Consider the following 24393-nt stretch of genomic DNA (forward strand, 5'->3'; position numbering starts at 1 on the left):
ACAACTCGGAACGGCCCTCGAAGGGCAAGCGCAGCCGGCGATGGCCCGGTGGACACCAAGGGCGCATCAGCAGTCAACCTGCTGATACCCCCCAAGGTTGCCCAGTGAGCGCAGCGAGGAACTCCAATGTGCCTGGAGGTCGGCCCCTCCGCAGGTGATGTGGTTCCACCAGGCACGCTGGACGTTGCGAGCGCAGCGAACAACTCCAATGTGCTCGGATGTCGATGTGTGCGGAGGATGATGGACCACTACGAGCACACGGCTACCGTGGCGGGCCATGACCCACGTCCTGGACACCCTCCGTTCCCGCGGGTTCGTCGCCGACGTCACCGACGAGGCCGGACTGCGTGACCTGCTCGCCAGCGAGCGGGTGACCTTCTACGTCGGCTTCGACCCGACGGCGCCGTCGCTGCACGCCGGCAGCCTGGTCGGGATGATGGCGATGGCCCACCTGCAGCGGGCCGGCCACCGCCCGATCGCTCTGGCCGGTGGCGCCACGGGCCGGATCGGTGACCCGACCGGTCGCGACGCCGAGCGCGAGGTCGTCGACGAGGCCCAGCTGGCGGCCAACCTCGCCGGGATCCGCGAGCACCTGTCGCTGGTGCTCGACCTCGAGGGCGATGCCGGCAAGTTGGTCGACAACTACTCGTGGACCGGGCCGATGTCGTTCCTGGAGTTCCTCGGCCGGGTCGGGGCGCACGTCCCGGTGACCCAGATGCTGGGCCGCGAGTCCGTCAAGCGCCGCCTGGACTCCGGTGGCCTGACCTACGCCGAGTTCAGCTACCAGCTGCTGCAGGCACACGACTTCGCCCACCTGTACGAGGCCGAGGGCTGCAGGCTGCAGGGTGGTGGCTCGGACCAGTGGGGCAACATCACGGCGGGGATCGACCTGGCCCGCCGGATGCACGGCGCGCAGGTGTACGGCCTGACCTGGCCGCTGCTGCTGACCGCCGACGGCAAGAAGTTCGGCAAGTCGGCCGGCAACGCCGTCTGGCTCGATCCCGAGCTGACCTCGCCGTACGGGTACTACCAGTACTTCGTCAACGCGACCGACGACGACGTCGTGGCGTGGCTGAAGCTGTTCACGTTCCTGCCGCTGGACGAGATCGAGGAGGTCGCGCGCGAGCACGAGCGCGACCCGTCCGCCCGGTCCGCCCAGCGCGTGCTGGCCCGCGAGGCCACCCGGATCGTGCACGGTGACGCCGGGGTCGAGGCCGCCGAGGCCGCAACGGCCGTGCTGTTCGGCGACGAGTCATTCGTCGGGATGGACGACGCCGTGCTGGCCGACGCCTTCGCGGAGGCCCCGTCGGTGGAGGTGGGCCGTGCCGACCTCGACACCGGGATCGGTCTGCTGAACCTGCTGACCGAGGTCGGCGCCACGAGCTCCAACTCCCAGGCGCGTCAGCAGGTGTCGCAGGGTGCGGTCCGGCTCAACAACGAGGTCGTGACCGATCACCGCCGCCAGCTGACCACCGACGACCTCGCCTCGCCGACGACCCTGGTGCTGCGGGTCGGCAAGCGGCGGTACTTCCTGGCGCGGGTCCGGGAGGACGCCTGATGGTCGACATGGAGCGGGTCACCTTCGGCATCGGTGGACAGGCCCTGTCGGCGCTGGTCGCCGGCCCCGAGGACGGCGAGACCGTCGTGCTCGTGCACGGCCTGCTGACCGGGGCCGAGCTGTGGCGCGGGGTCGCCGACGAGCTGGTCGAGACCGGCCGCCACGTGGTCGCCGTGGACCTGCCCGGCCACGGCGAGACCCTGACCCCGGCGCGGGCCGACCACTCGCCCGGCGGCATGGCCGAGCTCCTGGGCACGTGGCTGCGGACCACGGCGGGCACTGCACCGTGGGTGATCGCCCACGACCTCGGCGGTGGCGTGGCCCAGATCGTGGCCACCCGCTACCCGACGGCCATGTCCCACCTCACCCTGAGCGGATCGATGGTCGAGGACACCTGGCCGGTGCCGTTCGTCGACAAGCTGCGCAAGCGGGCCGACTCGTCACTGCGCCGCCCCGTCAGCACGTCGCGGCTGCACCGCTGGGTCGCCCGGGGCGCGGGACCCAACGGCCTGGGCGCCGATGACGTGGCGCGGGTGTTCGAGCACGGGACCGTCACCGACGACGATGTCATCCGGTCGTTGGAGCGCCAGCTCTCGGCGCTGGACAGCACCGACACGGTGGTCGCCGCCGCCCAGCTGTCACGCCTGCCCATGCCGGTCGACCTGGTCTGGGGTGACGCCGACCCCTACACCCCGGCCGACGCCGTGGCCGGTCGGCTGCTCGAGCTGGCACCGCAGGCCGAGATGGGGCTGGTCGCCGACACCGGCCACTGGGCCCCGCTCGAGGACCCTGCCGGGTTCGTCGCGACCTGCCTCGACGTGCGCGACCGCGACCGCACGGTGTCCGCCGAGGCCGAGCCCGACGCCGACGCACCCGAGTCCGCCTGACCCGGTCGGCGCGTGTCCCGCGTCGTCGTCCGCATGGTCGGGACCGGGGTTGCCGCCGTGACGTGCGGCTCGGTACCGTGACTGCACCGCCCGGGTTGCGACGATCTCTCCCATGCAGCCGGGTCCCGACGTTGTGAGCGAAGCGAGCAACGTCGAACGCGCCCGGATCGTGTCGACTCCACCGCGAGACGCTCTCGCCGGGCGCGCGACAATCACACACAGATTCGCACCCCTGCCTCCACCGGCGAGTTCCGGCGCCCACCGGCTCGCGTCCGCCCGAGGCCCCACGTCCACAGGAGGTGCCCCATGCGGCACTACGAAATGATGGTCATTCTCTCCGACCTGCTCGAGGAGGAGGACGCCACTGCGCTGTTCGACCGGATCAAGTCGATCCTGGCCGACCAGGGTGGCGAACTCGTCGACGAGTCCTTCTGGGGCAAGCGCAAGCTGACCCACGAGATCCACAAGCGTGACCACGCCTGGTACGGCGTGCTGGACTTCCGCGCCACCTCCGAGGGCGTCGCCGAGCTCGAGCGCCAGCTCAAGATCAACGACGACGTGTGGCGCATGAAGACCGTGCGTCCGGAGCTGCGCGTCCACACCGCCTGAGGACCGAACCGGTCCGGGCCCGGCGCGCCCGCCGTGGCGCGTCACCGTCGACCCGCCCGGTCCACACCGTGGCCGATCGGGCCTGACAGCGTCGCAGGCGCCCGGTTGGCTGGCAGGGAGCCCTGACCCGGGCCGCCCACCCACCATTTCCACCCCCGGCGTCGCGCCGGTCGCGCAAGGAGCAACGATGGCCTACGAGTCCAACATCGCCACGATGGTCGGCAACCTGACCGACGACCCCGAACTGCGGTTCACCCCGTCGGGCGCGGCCGTCGCGAACTTCACCGTCGCGTCCAACCGCCGCTACACCAACCGCGCCGGCGAGCAGCAGGAGGAGACCACCTTCATGCGCGTCAACTGCTGGCGCGACATGGCCGAGAACGTCGCCGAGTCGCTGCACAAGGGTGACCGCGCGATCGTCATCGGGCGCATCCGGGTCCGGTCCTACGAGGACCAGTCCGGCCAGACCAAGTGGATCACCGAGATCGAGGCCGACGAGGTCGCCCCCAGCCTGCGCTGGGCCCGCGCCAGCATCTCCAAGTCCTCCGGCGGCTCGTCCGGCGGTGGCAACGGCGGCGGTGGTGGCGGCGGCTCCTACAGCCCGCCCCCGCCCAGCGACGACGACGTCCCGTTCTAGACCCCACACGATCCAACGACCACTCCGTCACGCAGACGTGACTGACGCGGGCGCCACGCCCGCGGTACCGAGGAGAGCCTCCCCATGGCCAAGAAGAAGCCGTCCAAGCGCAGCAAGCCGGTGCGTACCAAGCCGTGCCCGATGTGCCAGCAGGGCATCGAGTACATCGACTACAAGGACCTCGCACTGCTGAAGTCCTTCGTCACCGACCGTGGCCGCATCAAGGCCCGTCGCCAGACCGGCGCCTGCGCCCAGCACCAGTCCAAGCTTGCCGAGGCGATCAAGAACGCCCGCGAGATGGCGCTGATCCCCTACCTCGGCGGCTGAGCCACCCGAGCGAGCAAGGAGACAACCATGAAGGTCGTCCTGCAACAGGAAGTCGACAACCTCGGGCTGGCCGGTGACGTCGTGGACGTCGCCGATGGCTATGGCCGCAACTACCTGCTCCCGCGTGGCATGGCCATCCTGGCCAGCAAAGGCGCGATGAAGCAGGCCCAGGCCATGACCCGGGCACGCAAGGTCGAGGAGTCCGAGACCATCGACGACGCCTACGAGATGAAGCGCCAGATCGAGGAGCGCACGCTCAAGGTCGAGGTCCGCGTCGACGAGCGTGGTCACCTCTACGGCTCGGTCGGGCGTGGCGACGTGGTGCGCGTGCTCAAGCAGCGCGGTCACCGTCTCGAGGAGAAGCGCGTCGAGCTGCGGTCCAACATCAAGGAGATCGGGACCTACGAGATCGAGGTCCAGGTCCACCCGCAGGTGATGGCCACCGTGACCCTCGACGTGCTCGACGAGACCGGTGAGGTCATCGCGGGCCAGATCGAGGAGACCCCGATCGCACCCCCGCCACTGTCGGGCGAGATCGACCCCGACGTCGACCCAGCCGCAGCGGCCGAGGCGGACGGCACCGACGAGTTGTCCTCGGACGAGCTCGAGCGGCTCGCCGCCCAGGCCCTCGAGGCTGCCCAGGAGTTCGACGACTCCGACACCTCCGACGACGAGACCTCCGACGAGGCGTCCGAGGACGCGTCCAACACCGACGATGCCGCGGCCGAGGCCGCCACGTCGGACGCCTGAGCCTCTGCCGACGCCCGGCGTGTCACGCGTCACGGCCACAACGTCCGGTTTCGGACATGGCCTCGAGTGGACGCCGGGCCCTGCGGTTGGATACCGTCCGGGTTGAGCGGGAGTTACAAATCGGAATCAACTTCCCGCGAGGGTGTAAGGATCGCACGCCACGATCGTTGCTCCCACAGCGCAAGGTCTGACGAACCCGTCCGGGGGGAAGGGTTCGTCAGCTCGACAGCAATGTCGAGGTGGAGCCCGGCGACGCGCCCCGCGTCGCCGGGCTTCGCGCTGTCCAGGGGAGTCCAGGGGGAATTCGCGGCGTGGCTCGCCCTCGACACTCCTGCTGGCGTTCGCTCCCGGCTGTGCATGGATCGAACGCCACGCTCTCGGCTGACGCGAGATCCCTTGGCGTTCGCCCCCTGCTGGGTCCGGGTCGAACGCCGGGCTCCTGGGTCACCTGAGTGCCTGATGGCGTTCGCTCCCGGTTGAGTCGGGGTGGAACGCCACGGTCAGATCGCGGGGCTGACCTCGACGGTCGGGGGCCGGTCCGCTGGCCACTGCGAGACCAGGGCGAAGCGGCTGCCGCGGATCAGCGTGATGCGACACTCCAGCGGCCGGTCGCCGTGTCGGCTGGTGCGCACGATGCGCTGGACGGCCTCGTCCTCGTCGAGGTCGAGCACCTCACGCAGGTGCGCGTCGGGGACCACCGGGGTGATGATCTCCTCGCCACTGGTCGGCGAGATCCCCAGGAGGTCGTCCAGTTCGTCGTACAACGCCGTGTGGCGGAAGTCGACCTGCAACAGCGGTTCGGCGACGTCACCGGGCAGCCACACCGTGTCCAACGCCAGCGGTTCGCCGTCGAGACGACGGAGGCGTTCGAGCACCACCAGCGGTGCGTCAGCATCGACTTCCAGCTTCGCGGCGGCACGCTCGTCGGTGGTGGCGTCCAGGCGCAGCACCTCGCTGGTCTGGGCGGCGCCGGTCGCCTCCACGGCCCGGAACAGGCTGTAGACCGTTCCCATGGCCTGCAGCAACTGCGGTCGGACGACGGTGCTGCCGCGGCCGCGTTCGCGCTGGATCACCCCGCGGGCCTTGAGCCGGTCGACCGCCTCGCGGACGGTGTGGCGGCTGACGTCGTAGTGCTCGACCAGCTCGCGGTCGGTCGGGAACCGGTCGGCGATCTCGCCATCGGCGAGCCGGCGCTCGAGGTCGTCCAGCACCTGGCGCCACAGCGGGGCGGTGTCGGTCGTCACGGGCGCACCTGTTCCGGTTCCTGCTCAGTGGTGGGGGAGGTGCGCTCGGACCCGCGTGCGGCCATGCGTCGCAGGTCGACGATCGCCGCGACGGCGGTGGCCAGCACGCCCGCCCCGACCAGGGTGGCGGCTCCGCCGGGGATCGGGACGTCGCCGGCGAGCTGCTGGCCGAGCACGATGACGGCCATCGCGACGACGAACCAGCCGAACCCCCGTCGCAGGCTGTCCTGCGGGATCCTCGACACCAGCCGGTTGCCGATCACGGTGCCGACGATCGCGGCCGCGGTGACGCCCAGGGCGAGACCCCAGTCCAGTTGCACGGTCGCGAGGTAGCCCGCCAGCCCGGCGGCCGACTTCATCGCGATGACCACCAGCGACGTGCCGACGGCGGTGGCCATCGGCAGGCCACCCAACAGCACCAGTGCGGGCACGACCAGGAACCCGCCACCGGCACCGACCAGGCCGGTCACCACCCCGACGGCCAGGCCGTGGAGGATGGCGTGGCCGGTCGCGAGGCGGCCGTCGCCCGCCGAGGGCACGGTGTCCGGGCCGCGCAGCATGGCCACGGCGGTGACGGCCATCATGATCCCGAACGCGACCAGCAGCCAGTCGCCGGGGACGAACGCCGCCAGCCGGCCACCGGCGTAGGCACCCACCATCCCGCCGCCACCGAACACCAGGCCGGTCCGCCACTGGACCCGTCCGGCCCGGGCGTGGGACACGGCCCCGGCCGCGGCAGTGACGCCGACGACCAGCAGCGAGGTGGCGATGGCGGCCTTGGGGTCCTGGCCGGCGACCCACACGAGGATGGGGACGGTCAGGATGGAGCCTCCGCCACCGAGCAGGCCGAGCGAGATCCCGATCAGCACCGACAGCGCGAGCGTGAGCGCCAGCGTCATCGGTCGCTCGACGTCACGAGTCCGAGGTCGACCGCGCGGTCGAACTCGTCGTCGATCAGCACGACGTCGCGCCCGGTGGCATCGAGCAGGGAGGCGGCGATGGCCGCGCGGTACCCGGCGCCGCAGTGCACCCACGTGGTGCCGTCGGTCGGGACCTCGTCGAGTCGGTGCGGCAGCTCGTGGATGGGGACGTGCTGGCTGCCCGGGACGTGCGACACCACCCGCTCGTCCGTCCGCCGGACGTCGAGGACCTGCGGGCGATCGGCGCCGTCCAGCGCCTCGGCCAGGTCCGCGAAGTCCACGATCGGGTAGTCCGCCAGCTCGCGGCCACCTGCCCAGTCATCGACCGTGCCGATGCCGGCCGCGGCAGGACGCTCGATGCCGATGCGGACCAGCTCGCGCTGGGCCTCGGCGACCTCGTCGGCAGTGCCGAGCAGCGTGATCGGTGCGCCCCGGGGCTTGAGCCACCCGACGTAGGTGACGAAGCTGCCGTCCAGCCCGATGTTGACGGTGCCGGTCACGTGGCCGGGGGCGTAGGCGGTGCGCGACCGCAGGTCGACGACCCACTCACCGGCGTCGATCCGGCGACGCAGCTCGGCCGGGTCGGCGGGCTGGAGCGGTGACAGGTCCGGCCGGTCCGGGCCGTCCGCGTTGGTCGGGGCCATGTGGACGTAGTAGGCGGGCCATGCACCCAGCCCGGCCAGCGTGTCGGCCACGAACGCGTCGCGGTCGTCGGTCAGGACCGGGTTGATGGCCTGTTCGTCGGCGATCGTGCCGGAGGTCCCCTCGGCCTGGCTCGCGGCACAGAAGCTGCCGAACCCGTGCGTGGGCAGCAGGGCCGTCTCGGCCGGCAGTTCGTCGGCCAGCCGACGTGCGGAGTCCCACTGGTGGCGCACCAGGGCGTCGGTGTGGTCCGGGCCCAGCAGGTCCGGCCGCCCGGTCGAGCCGTACAGCAGTGACCCGCCGGAGAACAGGGCCGGTGGCTGGCCGTCGACGTCGACGACGTACGCCAGGTGGGTGAAGGTGTGGCCGGGGGTGGCGAGCACGCGGACGGTCATGTCGCCAGCCGTGAGCCGGTCGCCGTCGGACACGCCGTGGCGGTCGAACGAGACCTCGTCGGCCGCGTTGACCACGTAGGTGGCCCCGGTCAGCTCGGCGAGCGCGTGTCCACCGGTGACGTAGTCGTTGTGGATGTGGGTCTCGAGCACGTGGCTGACCGTCGGGTCGCCGTGTTCGGCCAGCACGTCCAGGACCCGGTCGATGTCTCGTTGCGGGTCGACCACCAGGGCCACGCCGTCGTGGATGGCGACGTAGCTGCGGTCGCCCAGCGTCGGGGTCTCGATCGTGACGATCTCCATCGATCGTGCTCCGTGGTCTCGGGTGGGGTGCAGTTCGTGCCTGGACCAACGCGAGCAATTGTACGGACATTCCGATCCAGGTGTCCGTCCGTGGCGGGACGGCGTCAGGCCGACGCCAGCCCACCCGGCGCCGGCTCGGCGGGGGGCCGAGCCAACTGCGCGATCGACGGCGAGCCGGCATCCACCACGAACCCCCGTCCGGGGCCGAGCGGTGTCGAGACGTGGCGGGGCAGTCTCACGTCGAGCAGGTCGCCGCCCGTCGCCAGGTCGGGTTGGAGCAGGACCCCCGTCCGCGCGGTGCACAGGGCCCGGAGCCACCCGCCGAACGGGCCGCGGAGCTCGTCGGGACGACCGCTGGCCACCACCGTCACCCGTCGGCAGCTCCGGACGATATGACCCAGCCGGTCGAGGTCGCCCCAGCGACGGACGTCGTCGACCAGCACCAGGCAGCGACGGTCGGCGTCCTGCTCGACGGCAGCCAGGACCCGGTCCAGCACGGCGGGCGAACCCGACGCGTCCAGGCTCGGCCAGCCGTGCAGCGTCGAACGGTCCTCGTCGCAGACCGCGACCTGGTGCACACGTGGATCGGCCCGGCGCACCTGGCTCGCGATCACCTGCAGCACGCTGGTCCGTCCGGACCGCGCCGGCCCTGCCACGACGGCATGGTCGCCAGGATGGAGGTGGAGGACGGCCGGGACGGCATCACGTCCGGTCCCGATCGGGAGCCACAGGCCATTCTGGCTGGTCGGCGGGGGCAGGTCGTCGATCGCCGACCGGTCCGGCAGGCCGGTGATCCGGTGGGGTGGGCGGTTCCGCGGCCCGGGACGCGGACGGGTGAGTCGATCCCACGAGGGCGGTTCCGCGACCTGGAGTTCGACCAGGTCGCCGGGGTCCAACGCGCGACCGGGGACGGCAGGCGACCAGTCGCGGGAGATCCCCATCATCGCCAGTTCGCGGTCGTCGACGTCCAGCACGAGACGACGGCTGAACGCACTCCGCAGCCTCGCGGGAGTTCCGGTGAGGCGATCCGTTGCCGCCGCCACGGCCACGTCGACCGACGGTCCGTCGTCCAGGACCCGGCCGAGACGACTGGCGATGTCGGCGCCGGCCCGCGGGTCGTCGACGTCGAGCAGGGCCGCCAGGCCGTCCACGAGGACGACGATCCGGGGTGGTCTGGCAGTTCGGGCATCGTCACCGAGATCCGTCGTGCGACGTCGGCGGTCGACCTCCTCGAGCAGCCAGCCGAACAGGGCCACGGTGTCGTCGTGGTCGTGCCCGTCCACCACCGAGCCGACGTGGGGCAGGCAGCGGGCGGCCTTCCACGGCCCGGTGCCGTCGTGCACGACGTGGAGGTGCACGTCGTCCGGCCCGGCCTCGGCGACCAGGCCGGCAGCCACGGCCACCAGCGTGGTCGTCGTGCCACTGCCACGTCGGCCCACGACGGCCAGGTGGCCCTGGTCCGGACGCCAGTGCACGGGTCGCTGGGACTGTTGGTCCGGGAAGTCGGCGAGCCCGACCAGGACTCCCCGCGTGGGGTCGGGGCGGAGGTCGTCGAGTGGGACGTGGTCGGGGAGCGGGGGCAGCCACGGCCGGCGAGGCGGCGGCAGGCCCAGCGCGGCCGTGCGGTCGAGGCAGCGTTCGACCAGGATCGGCAGGTGGTCCTGGGCGGGCCCCGCGGGGTCGTCGGAGGACGACACGCCGAGCCGGAAGTCGGTGACGACGAGGGCCGCACCGGTGCCAGTCGGTGGGGCCGACGCGTGTGCGACCTGGACCTCCCGAGGTTCGGCCTGCCCCCGGCGGATCCATGCCCGACCGGGGATCTCCGGATCGAGGTGGGCCGGTCGCGGGTCGTCGAGGACGTCACGGGCCTCCGCCTCGCCGTGCACGCGCAGGGCGATCCGCAGGTCGGTGTTGGCCCGGATGTCGGCGCTGATGCAGCCGCGTGGCCGCTGGGTCGCCAGCACCAGGTGCAGGCCGAGGCTCCGGCCGCGCTGTGCGACGCCCACCAGTGCGTCGAGGAAGTCGGGCAGCTCGGACGCCATTGTTGCGAACTCGTCGATGACGACGACCAGGCGGGGGAGTGCCTCACCCGGTGATCCCGCCGCTCGGTGGCTGGGCAGGTCGTCGACGCCGGCGGCGGCCAGGACCCGCTCGCGGCGTCGTAGTTCGGCTCGTAGAGACCGCAGGGCCCGCTCGCCGAGCGCCTCGTCGAGGTCGGTGACGAGGCCGACCGTGTGGGGGAGGTCGGCGCAGGTTCGGAAGGCGGACCCGCCCTTGTAGTCCACGAGCACGAAGACGACGTCGTCGGTCGTGTGGCGCAGGGCGAGTCCGGTCACCAGGGTGCGCAGCAGCTCGGACTTGCCCGATCCGGTGGTGCCCGCCACCAGGGCGTGCGGTCCGTCGCCGACGAGGTCGAGTTCGACGACCCCGTCCCGGTCCCGACCGATCGGGACGACCAGTCCGTCGGCGCTGGGCCGCCCGGCGTCGTTGTCGTCGACGAGGTCCGCGAGTGGCACGGCCGTCGGCAGGGTGGACGAGCTGCTGGCTCGCTCCGGGTCGACACATCGAGCGAGGGCGCGGGCGACGTGTCGGGCGGTCGCGGTGTCCGCCACGGCCAGTGCCAGCGTGTCGACTCCTGCGTCCCGGTCGCGCAGGAACCGACCCGTCCCGTCGGCGAGGGCCTCCATCACGACGGTGCACGTGGCCGGGAGCTGGTCAGCATGGTCCGCCATGACGATGGCCAGGGTCGTGGTCCCAGCCGACCCGCCGTCGACATCCTCGCCCGAGACGCCCACGCCATCCGGGAGCACGCGACCGCCCGGCCCGTCCTCGTCGATGACCAGGAGCCTGGCCGGCGCGGTCTCGTGGATCCGGTCCCGCGCCGGCCGGCGACCCGGCTGGCTCGCCGGGCTCCGGGACTCTCGGCGTCCACCCCGGGTGGAGACGTGGGGAAGCCACTTCGCCCAGTCCCAGGTCGTCGGTGCGCCAACCGGCTCGATCACCAGGTCTGCCGGGCCGTGGAGGACGGCCGCCTGCAGCACCAGCGATCGGGCGACGGCTCGACGGACGTCCGCCACGCCCACCAGCCCGATGATGCGGTGTCGTGCGAGGTCCAGCGGGACCGGGAGGTCGTGCAGGACGGCCTCGACACGCGATCCCCCCGGTGGGGGACCGGACGGACCGGTCGGGGCGCCATCGGATCCCACCAGGCGTGGTCCCCAGGTCACGTCCCCGGATCCCCACCGCACCACGAGCGCGTCGTCGTGGTGCAGGCGACGTTCCCACAGGCGACGGCTCGGATCGGTCGCGCGGTCCACGAGCAGCCCGAGGTCGGGCACCGCCTCCTCGCGCCGGATCCGTTCTGCGGCACGGGCGGACGCGAGGTCGTCGTCGAAGCGGGCGAGGTCGGCCCTCCGGGTGCGTGACGCCTCGCGCCCGTCCCGGCGAGCCCGGCGCCGGTTCGACCACCACGTCGCCAGGGCCATCACCGGGGACAGCAGCGCGAACAGGGCGAAGCGGACACTGCCCGTCATCGCGACCATCGCCCCGCCCAGCGCCAGCGGGGCCAGGATCCCGGCCCACCGCAGTGCCGGTGCGGCGCGTGGAGACTCCACGGGTGCTGGCGGGGTGATCAATCCGACCGGCAGAGGCGGACCGGGGCGCGGGGGTCGGTGGACCTGCCGGAGCTTCCCGCCGAGGTCGTGGCCACGGGGGGCCTCGCATCCGGTCGGCCGGTCGATGCGCAGCACGGTCGCGCCCAGCCGCAGGGTGACGGGCACGGTGAGCAGCGTGGGCTCGCCGGGGGCGACGGCCTCGCCCCCCGTCCAGGTCCCGTTGTGGGACAGCAGGTCGACGACCTCCACGGCGTCGCGGTCGAACCGGACCCGGAGGTGGTGGGCCGAGGCGGTGTTGGACGTCAGGACCAGGTCGTTGTCCTCGTCACGTCCGACCGTGAGCGTGGTCCCGACCCGGGACCGCGTGGACCGTCCGGTTCCCGGCCCCGCGACCACGCAGACCCGCAACGGGCCATCGCTCGCCGTCGGGCAGGCCGATGCCGGGTGGGGGTGGGCCACGACCGGGTCGGTGGGCCGGGTGGACAGCGTGGCGCCCGGCGGGATCGCGACCTGTTCCACCGTGTCGTGGAGGTCGACGAGCCGACCGTCGACCCAGGCCGACGACCCGTCGGTCGGCAGGCCCTCGGCCCGGAGCAGGTCCGCGACGGTCGTGCCCGGTGGCACGGACGCTGCCACCTCCCGTTGCCCGTCCGGCCCGGCGAGGACCAGGCGCAGCGTCATCACAGGTCCAGTGAGCGCAACGCTGCCATGAAGGGGATCGCGAGGAAGATCACGCCCGGGACGAGCGTCGCCACGGCCACGGGGATCCACACCTGCTGCGCCCGTCGCTCCATCGTCTCGACCAGCTCGCGCTGGACGTCCCGCCGGATGGCGCGGGCCTCCTCGGTCAGCAGGCGACCGAGGTCGGTCGCCTCGCGGTTCAACGACAGGACGGCGACGAACTTGGTGACCGCGTCCACGTCGGCGAGGTCAGCCCACTCACGCAGGGCGGTCTCGGTGTCCAGGCCCTGGCGAACGCGACGCAGGACGCGTTCGAGATCCGATGCCACCGCACCCTGCCCCCGGGTGGCGACCCGCTCCAGCGCCCCGTTCAGCGAGAACCCGGCGCCCAGCAGCATCGCGGTCTGCTCCGACACGACCGGCAGTTCGAGGAACAGCGCCCGCTTCCAGGCATCGGAGGCACGGGCGACCTGTTGCTCGACGACCAGGAACGCCAGCAGTGCCCCACCGACGACGAACAGCACGGCGACCGCCGGCGGGGTCGGGGCGACCAGGGCGACCAGCGTGCCGATCGCCAGGCCGCACAGCGACCAGGCGACCTGGCGGACACGGAAGGCGGTGACGTCGTACTCGGCGTGGATGCGACGGAGGCGACGATGGAGCTCCTCGCCGACGCCGAACAGTCGGGACACGCGATCCCCCAGCGACCGGGCGAGCGGCCCGACGGCCTGTGCGAACGACTCGGCGGACAGCAGGCCGACCCGTGGCCTCACACCCATCCCGCCGGGCACGTAGGGCCCGAGCCGGTCCTCGAGCCGGGGTCGTGAGAACCATCGCAGCCGGTGCAGCAGCAACGACAGGCCGACCCACAGGGCCAACCCGGAGGGCAGGAGCCAGGCCGTCATGGTCCGGTCCGGTCGTCGTGGAACACCCGGTCCTCGTTGGGCAGCCGCATGAGACGCCCCGCCCAGATCCAGCAGGCGGCGATCATGACCAGGGCGACCAGCACGGCGGCCTGCGCCCCCGGCGAGGCATAGGCGTCGGCGCCCGGCCCGATGGACTGGCCGACCAGCGCCATCCCCAGCGGGACGATCAGCACGAAGCTGCGGGCGAACCGGGCACCGGCCTGCTTGGCGCGGGCGTCCTTGCGCCCCTGCAGGTCCAAGATCCGGTCCTCGACCAGGGCCGCCAGGCGGCGGTCGACCTCGGTCCCGCCGATCTCGTGGGCCACCAGGAGCGTCTCGCACACCGCGTCGGCGGTCGGGTCGGCGAGCTGTGCCTTGAGCACGGCGAGGGTGTGGTCGAAGTCGGTGGAGATCAACCACTCGCGGTGTGCGGCGTCGAAGGCGCCACGCATCTCCTCGGGCGCGCGACGTCCCACCGCGAACAGGGCCTGCGGGATCGAGCGCCCGAGGCTGACGGCCTGGATCCGCAACTCCTCGATCATCCGTGGCCAGGCGTCGCGAGACCGGTCGAGACGTCGGGTCCGGCGCTGGTGCGCGGCCAGCACGGGCACGGCGGCCCCGACGGCACCGGTGACCAGCCACAGCAGGTTCCCCGGGAACAACACCCAGCCGACCAGGGCTCCGAGGGCGAACAGGACGACCGCGACGGCCGCGAACTCCCGGACGCCCACGCCACCGAGACCCGCCTGGACGAGCAGGTCGTCGAGTCGCTGGCGACGTGACGGCCCGGTGGTCGGCCGTCGTCGCCTGACCGGCAGGGCCAGCAGGGCGGTGCCCAGCCCGGCCAGCACGGCGAGCAGGAACCCGCCGGCTCCGGACGTCAGCAGGTCAGCCACGGCCGACCTCCGTGTCGTCACCGACCGGGCGCGGTGTCGAGGCTTGGCTCGCGCCGTCGTCGAGCACCTCCCGGAGGTCCACGCCGTCCCGCGCGAACAGGTCAGCCAGTCGCTGGGGCAGTTGGCCGGTCCACGCCAGTCGTCCGTCCGGCCCGCGTCGGTGCAGCTGGGTCGTGGTGAACGTCGCGGCCTCCGCGCCGGCCTGCTGGTGTTCGACCGCGACGACCTCGGTGACCCGGGGGATGCCGTCGATGCGCTGCGTGTGGACCACGACGTCCACGGCCTCGCTCACCAGTGCGTTGAGGGCCGACATCGGCAGCTCCGAGCGGGTGTCGGCCAGTTGGGCGATGAACCGGAGCCGCGTGAGGGCCTGCCGGGCCGATCCTGCATGGATCGTGGTGTAGCCCTTGACGCCCGACGACAGGGTCAGCAGCAACGGCAACGCCTCGCGGTCGCGGACCTCGCCGACGATGGCGATGTCGGGGGCCATCCGCAGGAAGCCGGCGACCAGCCGTCGCAGGTCGACCTCGGGACGGTCGGGTCGACCGGCCCGGGTCTGCATCGACGCGACGTTGGGCTGGGGCACGTCGACCTCGAAGACCTCCTCGGCGGTGACCACCCGCAGGGACGGGTCCAGCTCGGCGGTGCAGCACGACAGCATGGTGGTCTTGCCCGAGCCGGGCGGACCGGCGAACACGATCGAGGCTCGGCTGCGCATGCACGCGCCCAGGAACCGGGCGACGTCGTGGGTCAGCATCCCCTGGTCGACCAACTGTCCCAGCGACCGGAATCCGACCCCGGTGAACTTGCGGATGTTGACGAGCATGTGGTTGCCGCGACCGACGTCGCGGTGGACGATGTGGAGCCGTGCTCCGTCGTCGAGCTGGGCGTCCTGGAGCCCCTCCGACGGATCGAGCTTGCGATGTGACGTCGACGCGTCGTCGAGGATCTTGGTGAGGATCCGCACGACGTGGTCGTCGTCGTGGAACGACTCGTCGTGGTAGCCGGACTGCCCGCGATGACGCTTGACGAACACCTGGTCCGGGGCGTTGATCATGATCTCCCAGACGTCCTCGTCGTCCAGCAGTGGTTGGAGCGGGCCGTAGCCGGTGAGGTTGCGCCAGGCTCGGTCCACCACCAGTTCGGGGGCGACCAGGTCGAAGGGGCGGCGGCCGTTCTTGAAGTCCAGGCTCCACCGCGCGACCTCGTCCTCGATGAGGGTGCGCAGCTCGTCGGTCGCGTGGTCATCGACGGCCAGGGCGGCGTCGCGGGCCCGCTCGAGCACGCGCTGCTCGACCACCTCCAAGGGGTTGACGTCGTCGCGGATCCCGGCGCTCATCCGGCACCCCCGGGCTCCAGCCCCAGCGACCCCGGGGTGATCCGCTCGGGCATCGTCGTGCCGGCGATCGGCTCGGTCGCCAACCCGTCGAGCAGTCGATCGCGCACGCCCCGGACTCCCGCGGCGAGGGGGGAGGCGAGGCTGCGGGGGAGTGCCACCCCGTCCCGGAGTGCGTCGTCGACCTTGCGGCTGGGCAGGAAGATCGGGCTGGCGAGCTCGTCCGCCGATCCGCCGAGGCTGGACGCGGCCAGCGACTGGAGGGCGGTGACGATCTCGGCCCGCAGGCGGGGGCTCCGGGGGGCGCAGGTGATCACCGGGAGGATGCGCGCGACGGGCACGCCGAGGTGGTGGAGGTCCAGCAGGACGCGGACGTGTGCATGGACCCCCTTGAGGCCCGGTCGGCCGACGAGCACGATCACCTGGGCGCGCAGGGCAGCCGACCGTGCCATCAGGTGGCGTTCTTCGATGTCGGCCGACCCGGTGTCGTCCTCGCCCTCGAGGTCGGCCTCGATGTCGCACACGACCAGGTCGAAGCAGCGTTGCAGCGAGTCCAGCGTGCTCGAGAAGGCGGTCGGCCGGATGGTGGGCCACTGGCGCGGGCGACGCAGACCAAGGAGCAGGCGGTAGCCCCGCTCGGTGATGGTGAACGTCTGCGCGACGACGTCCTTGCCCCGTGGTCGGGACACGCGGTGGGCGTCGACGATGTCCTGCACGGACGGCACGACCACCCGCGAGTCGTGCAGCATCGCCTGGTCGGCCACCCGGCACAGGTCGGCCAGCAGCACGGACTCGTCCCCGGTCGCGGCCAGTCCCTGGGCGAGTGCGATCGTCGTGACCGACGTGCCGGCGCCGGCCGGCCCGACGACGGCGACGAGCTCGCCGGCACGCTCGTCCCGCGGGTCGTCGTCGACGGTGCGCACGACGTCGGACTCGCCGATCATCGTGGCGTGCTGGCCGAGCACCTCCAGGAGCTCTGCCCGGTCGTGTGACGGGTGCAGCACCGAGACGGCGCCGAGGTCGCGCCACTCGCGCAGGTCGGTGGCGACGACGATGGGCACGGCCCCGTGCGAGGCCACCTCGGTCAGCAGGTCGTGGTCGACGCCTGCCACGTCAGCGTCGAGCACGACGGCCGACCACGCGCGCCCGGAGCGGAGCCGGGACCCGACCTGGGCGGGTGACATGCAGCGGACGACCTCGCAGGGAACGGCCCCGGTGGTGGCCCACTGGCCGAGCCGCGCGAACCACTCCGCGCGGGGCCGGCCGAGGGCGAGCAGGACGTAGCGCTCCTGCATCAGCCACCCCCGGTCGGTGACGTGCTGGGTGGTGGCTCGGTGGGCGCAGCGGTCTCCGGGGCAGCGGCGGGAGTCGTCGCGTCGGGCTCGGCCGGTCCGGTGTCGTCGACCGGCGACGAACCGAGGTCCTCCGCGAACGGGCTGTCGGCGACCATGGAGGTCTCGGCCGGGTCGGACGGCGTCGCGGAGTCCCCGGTCCGTGCCGACGCCACCAGGTGGACCGCCGCCTCGTCGACCGCGTTGCCCAGTGCCAGCACCCGAGCCGGATCGTCCACGGCCAGGGTGATGGTCACGGCCCCGCCGTCGATGGTGCCCCGGACGACCTCCAGGCCGGTCGCGACGTAGCCGGTCCGCCCGTCGGCGGTCGCCATCACGTCGACACGGTCACCCGGGTCGAGTTGTCCTGCCAGGGCACGCGAGGTCGGCAGTTCGAAGCTGAACAGCGAGCGACCCGGTGCGGCGTCGGGGGTTCGCACGACGCTGCGTGTCACGAGGTCGCCAGCGGACAGGGGTGCGATGGCGATCGCGCCCACGAGTTCGTCCACCTGGGCGAAGGTCCGGTCGGCCTGGGCGTCGGGGAGGTCGATCGCCACGGTGTCGAGGTCGTCGACGGCGAGTTCGTCCCCGGCGGCGACCGTCGTGCTCACGACGACCCACCGGGTGGTCGGCTCCGCCGTCGCGGAGAGCCAGGCGGCGAACACCCCGATGACCGCGAGCGTGATGAGGAGTGCGCCGACGACCGCGCGTCCACCGGGCAGGGAGCGTCGACGAGCGACCTGGCGGTCGTCCGGCTCCGGCTCCGTCCGTCCGATCGGTGCGCTGGTCGCGGTTCCGAGGTCAGGCACGGTGGTCTCCTCGGTGGTCGGTTCGCGGCCGCGTGGTCATCGGTGGTCCACCAGGACCACCTGGACGGCATCGGTCGCGACGTAGACGGGCTGGCCGCCAGGCCCCTGGTCCAGGGTGAGGACGTCCTCGCCCACCGCCACGAGTCGGCCGCGGACCGGTTCGGGCCGGCCCCGGACGACCACGGCCAGGTGGGGGCGGTCGGCCTCCCAACGGGCCAGGACGTGGGGCAGGGTCCGGTCCAGGGCGGCACTCCGGTTGCCCTGTGCCACGGCGACGCGTCGTTCTGGATCGGGGCGCGCCGTCACGACGTCGGACAGCCGGACATGGGCGCGCTGGTCCGCCGAGGTCGCGACGACGACGTGGTCCGGCGCGACGGCCAGGAGGCTGCCCTGCACGAGGTGGTCGCCCGGAAGCTCGAGGGTCACGCCGGCGCGCTGCTCGGCAAGGTCGCGGAGGGTCCCCGCGAGCGTGGCGGTCTCGACCGAGACCCGCCGGAGCAGGTGGGCATCCGCACGGTCCGCGACGGCCCGGTCCAGCAGGGCGTCGTCACGAAGTCCGACGGTCGGGTCGTGTCCCGGTCGCCAGGTCATCCGGCTTCCGATGTCGGCGCGGGGAAGCGCATGACCTGGCCCGGGAGGATCAGGTCGGGATTGTCCCGGTCGACGAGCCGGTCACGGTTGACCTCGACCAGTCGTCGCCACCACGTGGCGACCTCGTCCTCGGTCGGGACCCGGCCGAGGTGGCGGGCGACCTCGCGCTCGGCCACACCCCAGAAGTGGTCGCCGGCCACCACGGTCCAGGTGGTGGCCTCCGACGCGTCGACGTTGACCGTGGGTTCGCCGTCGGGTGCTGTGGTCGCCTGGTCTGCGTCCGCCCCGCTGCTCCGGTCGGCGGTCTCGGCCGCGGCCGCTCCGGTCGCCTCGGCGGTGGCTGGCTCGTCCGGCCCCGTCATCGTCTCGTTCGACTCCTCCCGGGTGGACGTCGGTGTCTCGTCGGGTGCGGGGGACGGGACGCGGACCAGCCGCGGGGGGTCGTCCGGGTGGTTCGCGGTCGGGTCGTCAGGACTCGGGTCGGGGACGTCGGTCACGCGGTCGTGATCGGTCCCCGGAGAGGGGCGCGGCGCAGGATCGACCGGCGGGGTGCTCGTGGGACCGGGTGGAGATGGGGACGTGGCCGAAGGTGCCGGCTGCGAGGTGGTCGGGTCGCCCGAGGGAGTGTCCGCTGGTGCCGGCGTGGTCGGGCCGGCGGAGGGGGGTGCCCGACGCAGGCGTGGTGGGGTGGTCGGGGAGACGGCCGGATCCGGAGTGGGCGTGGGGTTCGGGAGTCGACGCAGCGACGGTGGACTGGTGGCCGCTCGTGGGAGGTCGACGCTGCCACGCACCCCGGCGGGCAGCGGGGCGGCCGCGGCAGTCGCCGGACCCGACGTGTTCGCGAAGGCGGCGCCCGGACCCGACGCCATGGGGGTCGCGGCCATGACGCCAGCCCCCACCATGGCCGTGGCCAGGTGGCGGGCCATGGTGGGCGTGATGACTCGGGCCAGGGATCCCAGCCAACCCGCGTCGGTCAGGACCGCGATGACCTGCAGCGCGGTCACGGCGAGCAGGTACCACGCAAGGGCGAGTGCGGCCACGCGGACGAGCGCCATCGCGACCAGCACCGGCGAGCGCGAACTCGCCCAGTCGAGCCACGAGCCGGGCGCACCGAGGTCGGGCGCTGCCAGTGCGGGCGGCACCAGGAGGTGCAGGCCCAGCACCACCGAGGCGAGGAGGCAGACACCGAGGACCGCACGAGCCGGTTGGCTCGATCGAGACTCCGGCGGGGGGACCGGCATGGCGTCTCCGGGGGGTGGACGTCATGCCGGACGCTACAAGAGGTCACGTGGACCGGCAACGGGCGGCCTTCCGAACCTGTGGACAACCTCGACCGCCGTGTCGGCCGGTGTCCCCATCCCGAGGGGACCCCGGTCCCTGTGCATGGTGGTTTGCAGGACCTAGCGTCAGCGGTGCCAGCACGGGGATCGGGGCGCACCATGGCCAAGGGCAGGAACAAGGACGAGGTCGGGGACCTTCAGGCCGCCGCCGGGACAGACGGCGGGGACGCGCCGCCGCCTGCAAACGGCGACGACGGCTCTGCCGCAGCCAACACCATGCCGCAGTTTGCCTTCGAGGAGCTCGGCGTCATCGGCATCGCCTTGGCCCTGGTCGTGCTGGTCGCGATCCTCATGGTCATGGAGGCTCCTGACTGGACGGCCGAGCAGACGAACGTCAAGACCACGACGATCACGAATTCCGATGGCACGAGCGTCGAGGTGGTCACCGCACGAGACTTTCCGTTCGCTGCTCAGATGGCTCGACTGCTCGCTCTGGGTGGACTCGGAGTCATCGCACTGGGGGCGTGGCTGCAGGCTGCCGCCATGAGGAAGGCCGTCGTGCGAACCGAGCTGCCCCAGGCAGAGATTCTCGGCGGTCGTGCACTGCCTGGCTTCGAGAAGGTCGTGACGGCGGTCGGGGAGGCTTTCAGCAAGTTGAAGCCCCCCGTGGCGCTGGTGGTGGCTGGCCTCCTGATGCTCTTGGCGGCCGGCTGGATCGCGGTCGAGACGTTGCCGGTCAGGTCTGCGCCGGCTGGGACCACGAGCGATGCCGAGTCCGAGTCGGAGTCATCCGCGACTCCAGACCCGACAGCGACGTCGACACCCACGGGTGGCCCTGCCACCGGTGACGAGCCGCTGCCGACGTCCACGCCGACTGGCTGAGGCGCCTCGCACCAAGGTGAGTCGATTCAGCCGAGTCCGTCCAGCCAGTCGTCCGGGGCCGCCGCGACGCGCTCTGCACTGGGGGTCAGGCGGATGCGGGAGCGGGGGTGACGCCGAGCTGGCCGAGCATGCCGGCAACGTCCATGATGATGCGGCTCTCCACGAACATGCCGTCGCGGAAGCGGTCGATGGTCCAGGTCTCGACCGTGGCGGCGCGCCCGGTCGCTGGGATGCCCATGAATTCGCCGTCGTGTGTGCCTGTCCACGTGGAGAAGCCCAGGACCCTGTCGCCCTCCACGAGGGTGTCGTGGATCGTCCAGTGCAGGTCCGGGAAGCCGGTGAACATCATGCCGAGCACGTCGGCAAGGCCGGCCCGGCCGGGGCCCTGGCCGGGGAGCGGGTTCAACTCCACGAAGTCCTCGGCGACGATCTCGTCCAGCGCCCCGTCGAGGTCCTGGGCGTTGATCACGTCGTCGATGAAGCGTTGCTGGAGGACCCGGACGTCCTGCTGGACGGCGGAGTTGGTCAGGGTGGCGGTCATGGTGGTGCCTTTCGGTCGAGGGTTCGGGTGGGGGCTCACAGCGGCAGCGGGTGGCGCATCACGCCTGTGCCGGGAAGTCGTCCGCACAGGGTGCGGACGAACTCGAGCGCGTCCATCTCGACGTGCTCCCCGCCCGTGCCCTGGCTGAAGGTGCCGCCGGCGGTGCCGGTCAGGTGCATGTCGAAGGGTTCTTCGTGGAGTGCTGCCCATTCTCGGACGATGTCGGCGACCAGGCGGCCGTCGTGGTCGATGTGCAGGTCCATGGGCCGACCGATGGCGGCGTGGATGTCGATGCGGTGCGCCCAGACGTCACGGGTGAACCCCACTTCCAGGAGGTAGTTCACCGGTTTCCAACCGATCGGGGCGCCGAACGGCACCGGGGTGTAGCGCAGCGGCAGGGGCGTGCCGAACCGGCCCTCGACCGCCTTGCCGCCGACTGCGGCGAGCTGCGCGACCACCTCGGCGTTGCTGAGTTCCGAGCGCTCGCGGATCTGGAACTCGTTGAGGCCGTCGACCCAGTGGTGGGCGTCGATCTCCTTGTTGAGCGCCAGGCCACGTCGCAGCTGGTGCAGGAAGACCAGCGGGGAGGCCTGGGCATCGGCCGAGCCGAGGACGTGCAGGACCATCCGGCGGACGTCCCACCCGGGGCAGGCGGTGTCGTTCGCCCACTCCTGCGGGGTCAACGAGACGGCCAGGGCCGCGAACCTGTCGAACTCGTCCTGGGCGAGCCCCCGGGCCTGCCTGCGGTCGATGCGGATGGCTCCAGTGGTGGTGGGACTCATCGGACGCTCCTGTTCGTGGCATCGTCGACCAGGAGGTCGATCATTCGGTCCAGGTGCTGCAGCCAGCGGTCACCCCCCGGCTCGTTGCTCATCTGCGAATCGATCAGACCGGCGGTCACCGCGACGAGGCAGTCGATGTCCCCCTGGTTGGTCACGCCGGCCGCATCCGCCGCGACGACGACGTGGCCGAGCACCTCCTGGGCCACGGCGTAGGACTCGGCACTCGGCTCGAACCCCGGGATCACGCGGCTGAACAGCAGCGAGTAGCGCTCCGGATCTTCGACGGCGAAGTCGGCAACGACCCGCAGGCAGACCTTGAGCGCTGCCTCCGCGTCGTCGGGGAGGTCGACCGAGTCGAGCGTCTCCAGCAACTGCTGGTTGCCGTCGGCGAACATCGCGTCGTACAGGGCGTTCTTGGAGTCGAAGTAGGTGTACAACGACGGCTGCTGCACCCCGACCTCCGTGGCCAGGTCCCGCAGCGAGAACACCTGGATCCCCTGCTCGTGCGCAAGGCTCCAGGCCGCCTCGACGATCGAGGCGATCCGTGCCTCCCGACGCTGCGCGACCTTGCTGGCGACCACAGGGCTCCCCGCTCATTGGTTCCTATCAGTGATAGGGATCATTACCTATCACTGATAGGAAGTCAAGCCCTCGGCGGCGTGGCCTCGCGGTCGAAGGGACGGGAACGCCGTTCCATGGCCATGGCCTGTGTGACGAGACCATCGGTCTGCTCCAGGGACGGCCCGTTCATGTAAGGGACTCGGTCGGTGATCACGGTCGGGTCCCAGGGTGCATGATGGCATCCCGGCGGTTCCGGGTCGAGGCGAGACTCCGGTTCTGGAGGCCACCTGGAGTGGTGCTCCGTTGGTCTGAGTGCCTGCCCGGGTCGCCACGGATGACCCGGTTGAGGGAAGTGGGGGCCACCGTCGAGTGGTGCCCCGGTTGCAGCACATGAGTGGGCTGCCGCGGTGACGCGGTCGGATGCTCTTGGGACCGTTGGTGTCACCGTCGGGTCGACTCGACGACGGGAGACATCATGGAGACAGGACACCGGCAGCGACGGATCGTGGGGTTGGATCTGGGGGTGGCGTCGCGGCACACCGCCCAGGTTCTTGACGAGCAGGTGGAGGTGATCGCCAAGCGTCGGGTCGAACCGACCGTGGAAGGGTTCACCACGTTGGAACAGGCCGCGCTGGCGGGGGCGGATCCGGGCACGCGTCTGGAGGTGGTGATCGAACCGACCGGGGCGGCGTGGTTGCCGGTCGCGGTGTGGTTCACCCGCCGGGGCCACACCGTGTTTCGGGTCTCGACCCAGAAGGCGGCCGATCTGCGTCGGTTCCTGTCGCGGCACGCGAAGTCCAACAGCATCGACGCGCACACCCTGGCCCGGCTGCCACTGATCGACCCCGACGGGCTGACACCGGTGGCGCTGCCGGCCACGGCCGCCGCGGCCACTCTGGACCGCCGGGTGCGGGCTGCGGCCCGTCTGACCGACGAGATCGGGACCCACAAGCGCCGCCTGATCGAACTGGCCCGCCAGGCCATCCCGACCATCGGGACCGTGCTCGCCAGCCCGCTGAGTCGCACCGACCTGGCCGTGCTGGAACGCTACGCCGATCCTCGCCGGCTGGCTGCGGTCCGTCCCGATCGGCTCACCGCGCTGATCCACCGTGTTGCGCACGGCCACGGAGATCCTGCCGCCAAGGCCGAGGCGTTCCGGTCAGCCGCCCGTGCCGCCCTCGACCTCTACGGCGACCATGCCGCGATCAGCTTCGACAGCCTCGCCGACGAGATCACCACCGAGATCCGTCTCATCCGGACCCTCGAGACCGAACGCGACCGCCACACCGACGCCCGCGAACATGCCTACCGCACCGTCGATGCCACCCAGCTGGCCCGCACCCTGCCCGGTATCGCCACCACCGGCGGCCCGATCCTGGTCGCGGTCATGGGCGATCCCCACCGGTTCCCCAACGCGGCCGCGTTCAAGTCCTACGTCGGCCTGGCCCCCCGCGCCTCCGAAACCGGCAACACCGACCGCAAGGGCCAACCCATGTCCAAGGCCGGCAACCGCCGGCTCCGCACCCAACTGATCCGCTCGGCCGAGACCGCCCGCCAGCTCGACCCCCAACTCGCCGCGGTCTACCACGACCAGATGGTCCACAAGGGCGCCGTGCACACCAAAGCCCTCGCCGTGGTCGCCGCCCGACTCGCCGAACGTGCCTGGACCGTCATGGCCCGCAACAGCCCCTACGAACTCCGCGACCTCCACGGCAACCCCGTCGATCCCGCCACGGCCCGACGCATCATCACCGACCACTACACCGTGCCCGACCACATCCGCCGACAACGCCGATCCCACAAGAGCGGGAAGGCCCCTCACAGCGCACAGCGCTCACCGAGGCGACCTTCCCAACCCAAGCATCCCACCAGCCACACCACAACGTCAACCCCGGACGAAACCGCCGCTTGACAT

The 24393-nt window shown here is 71.9% G+C and carries 22 protein-coding genes; 8 read left to right on the plus strand and 14 right to left on the minus strand.

Annotated features, from left to right (window positions below):
- Nucleotides 1-277: 277 nt before the first annotated feature.
- The 6 genes from tyrS (at nt 278) to rplI (ending at nt 4768) form a co-directional block, all read left to right on the plus strand.
- Nucleotides 278-1558, plus strand: a complete 1281-nt coding sequence (tyrS, locus tag KR546_RS11480) for a tyrosine--tRNA ligase (protein WP_238444855.1) — start codon at nt 278-280, stop codon at nt 1556-1558.
- Nucleotides 1558-2445 (plus strand): alpha/beta fold hydrolase, encoded by an 888-nt coding sequence (locus KR546_RS11485; protein ID WP_238444856.1) that lies wholly within the window; start codon nt 1558-1560, stop codon nt 2443-2445. The genes tyrS and KR546_RS11485 overlap by 1 nt, the downstream gene beginning before the upstream one ends.
- Nucleotides 2446-2751: 306 nt before the next feature.
- Nucleotides 2752-3054 carry a 30S ribosomal protein S6 gene (gene rpsF / locus KR546_RS11490; protein ID WP_238444857.1) on the plus strand — a complete coding sequence of 101 codons (303 nt, stop codon included), beginning with the start codon at nt 2752-2754 and terminating at the stop codon, nt 3052-3054.
- 187 nt (nt 3055-3241) lie between these two features.
- The gene (gene ssb / locus KR546_RS11495) at nt 3242-3691 is read left to right on the plus strand and encodes a single-stranded DNA-binding protein (RefSeq protein ID WP_238444858.1); all 450 of its coding nucleotides are present in this window, start codon (nt 3242-3244) and stop codon (nt 3689-3691) included.
- Nucleotides 3692-3775: 84 nt separating this feature from the next.
- Complete coding sequence (gene rpsR / locus KR546_RS11500; protein WP_238444859.1) at nt 3776-4018, plus strand: 30S ribosomal protein S18; 243 nt, start codon at nt 3776-3778, stop codon at nt 4016-4018.
- Between the two features lie 27 nt (nt 4019-4045).
- On the plus strand, nt 4046-4768 hold the full coding sequence (gene rplI / locus KR546_RS11505) for a 50S ribosomal protein L9 (protein ID WP_238444860.1): 723 nt from the start codon (nt 4046-4048) through the stop codon (nt 4766-4768).
- A gap of 500 nt (nt 4769-5268) precedes the next feature.
- Here rplI and KR546_RS11510 read toward each other — a convergent pair whose 3' ends face one another.
- The 11 genes from KR546_RS11510 to KR546_RS11560 all read right to left on the minus strand — a co-directional run bounded on the left by KR546_RS11510 (nt 5269) and on the right by KR546_RS11560 (nt 19673).
- Nucleotides 5269-6012 (minus strand): GntR family transcriptional regulator, encoded by a 744-nt coding sequence (locus tag KR546_RS11510; protein ID WP_238444861.1) that lies wholly within the window; start codon nt 6010-6012, stop codon nt 5269-5271.
- Entirely contained in the window at nt 6009-6911 is a 903-nt protein-coding gene (locus tag KR546_RS11515) for a sulfite exporter TauE/SafE family protein (protein ID WP_238444862.1), read from the minus strand. The genes KR546_RS11510 and KR546_RS11515 overlap by 4 nt, the downstream gene beginning before the upstream one ends.
- A complete protein-coding gene (locus KR546_RS11520) occupies nt 6908-8269 on the minus strand; it encodes an MBL fold metallo-hydrolase (protein ID WP_238444863.1) in 1362 nt (453 codons plus the stop codon). The genes KR546_RS11515 and KR546_RS11520 overlap by 4 nt, the downstream gene beginning before the upstream one ends.
- 104 nt (nt 8270-8373) lie before the next feature.
- Nucleotides 8374-12564, minus strand: a complete 4191-nt coding sequence (locus KR546_RS11525; protein WP_238444864.1) for an FtsK/SpoIIIE domain-containing protein — start codon at nt 12562-12564, stop codon at nt 8374-8376.
- Complete coding sequence (locus tag KR546_RS11530) at nt 12564-13469, minus strand: type II secretion system F family protein (protein WP_238444865.1); 906 nt, start codon at nt 13467-13469, stop codon at nt 12564-12566. Before KR546_RS11530 ends, KR546_RS11525 begins: the two co-directional genes overlap by 1 nt.
- Nucleotides 13466-14365: a type II secretion system F family protein gene (locus KR546_RS11535; RefSeq protein WP_238444866.1), complete on the minus strand. Its 900-nt coding sequence runs from the start codon at nt 14363-14365 to the stop codon at nt 13466-13468. Before KR546_RS11535 ends, KR546_RS11530 begins: the two co-directional genes overlap by 4 nt.
- Nucleotides 14358-15704, minus strand: a complete 1347-nt coding sequence (locus KR546_RS11540) for a TadA family conjugal transfer-associated ATPase (protein WP_238444867.1) — start codon at nt 15702-15704, stop codon at nt 14358-14360. Before KR546_RS11540 ends, KR546_RS11535 begins: the two co-directional genes overlap by 8 nt.
- Entirely contained in the window at nt 15701-16996 is a 1296-nt protein-coding gene (locus KR546_RS11545) for a CpaE/TadZ family protein (protein WP_238444868.1), read from the minus strand. The genes KR546_RS11540 and KR546_RS11545 overlap by 4 nt, the downstream gene beginning before the upstream one ends.
- On the minus strand, nt 16996-17841 hold the full coding sequence (locus KR546_RS11550; RefSeq protein WP_238444869.1) for an SAF domain-containing protein: 846 nt from the start codon (nt 17839-17841) through the stop codon (nt 16996-16998). The genes KR546_RS11545 and KR546_RS11550 overlap by 1 nt, the downstream gene beginning before the upstream one ends.
- 36 nt (nt 17842-17877) lie before the next feature.
- The gene (locus KR546_RS11555; protein ID WP_238444870.1) at nt 17878-18432 is read right to left on the minus strand and encodes a DUF2642 domain-containing protein; all 555 of its coding nucleotides are present in this window, start codon (nt 18430-18432) and stop codon (nt 17878-17880) included.
- Nucleotides 18429-19673 carry a LysM peptidoglycan-binding domain-containing protein gene (locus KR546_RS11560; RefSeq protein ID WP_238444871.1) on the minus strand — a complete coding sequence of 415 codons (1245 nt, stop codon included), beginning with the start codon at nt 19671-19673 and terminating at the stop codon, nt 18429-18431. Before KR546_RS11560 ends, KR546_RS11555 begins: the two co-directional genes overlap by 4 nt.
- Nucleotides 19674-19871: 198 nt before the next feature.
- Here KR546_RS11560 and KR546_RS11565 point away from each other — a divergent pair, with 198 nt between their 5' ends.
- Nucleotides 19872-20594: a hypothetical protein gene (locus tag KR546_RS11565; RefSeq protein ID WP_238444872.1), complete on the plus strand. Its 723-nt coding sequence runs from the start codon at nt 19872-19874 to the stop codon at nt 20592-20594.
- An 85-nt stretch (nt 20595-20679) separates the two neighbouring features.
- Here KR546_RS11565 and KR546_RS11570 read toward each other — a convergent pair whose 3' ends face one another.
- Genes KR546_RS11570 through KR546_RS11580 form a run of 3 tightly spaced genes read right to left on the minus strand, consistent with a single transcriptional unit; the run spans nt 20680 to nt 22498 of the window.
- Nucleotides 20680-21135, minus strand: a complete 456-nt coding sequence (locus KR546_RS11570) for an ester cyclase (protein WP_238444873.1) — start codon at nt 21133-21135, stop codon at nt 20680-20682.
- A gap of 35 nt (nt 21136-21170) precedes the next feature.
- Nucleotides 21171-21917 (minus strand): maleylpyruvate isomerase family mycothiol-dependent enzyme, encoded by a 747-nt coding sequence (locus tag KR546_RS11575; RefSeq protein WP_238444874.1) that lies wholly within the window; start codon nt 21915-21917, stop codon nt 21171-21173.
- On the minus strand, nt 21914-22498 hold the full coding sequence (locus tag KR546_RS11580) for a TetR/AcrR family transcriptional regulator (protein ID WP_238444875.1): 585 nt from the start codon (nt 22496-22498) through the stop codon (nt 21914-21916). Before KR546_RS11580 ends, KR546_RS11575 begins: the two co-directional genes overlap by 4 nt.
- 455 nt (nt 22499-22953) lie before the next feature.
- Here KR546_RS11580 and KR546_RS11585 point away from each other — a divergent pair, with 455 nt between their 5' ends.
- Complete coding sequence (locus KR546_RS11585; RefSeq protein WP_274387990.1) at nt 22954-24390, plus strand: transposase; 1437 nt, start codon at nt 22954-22956, stop codon at nt 24388-24390.
- The last annotated feature ends 3 nt before the right edge of the window (nt 24391-24393 follow it).

This window comes from Salsipaludibacter albus (assembly GCF_019798055.1).
GTDB lineage: Bacteria > Actinomycetota > Nitriliruptoria > Nitriliruptorales > Nitriliruptoraceae > Salsipaludibacter > Salsipaludibacter albus.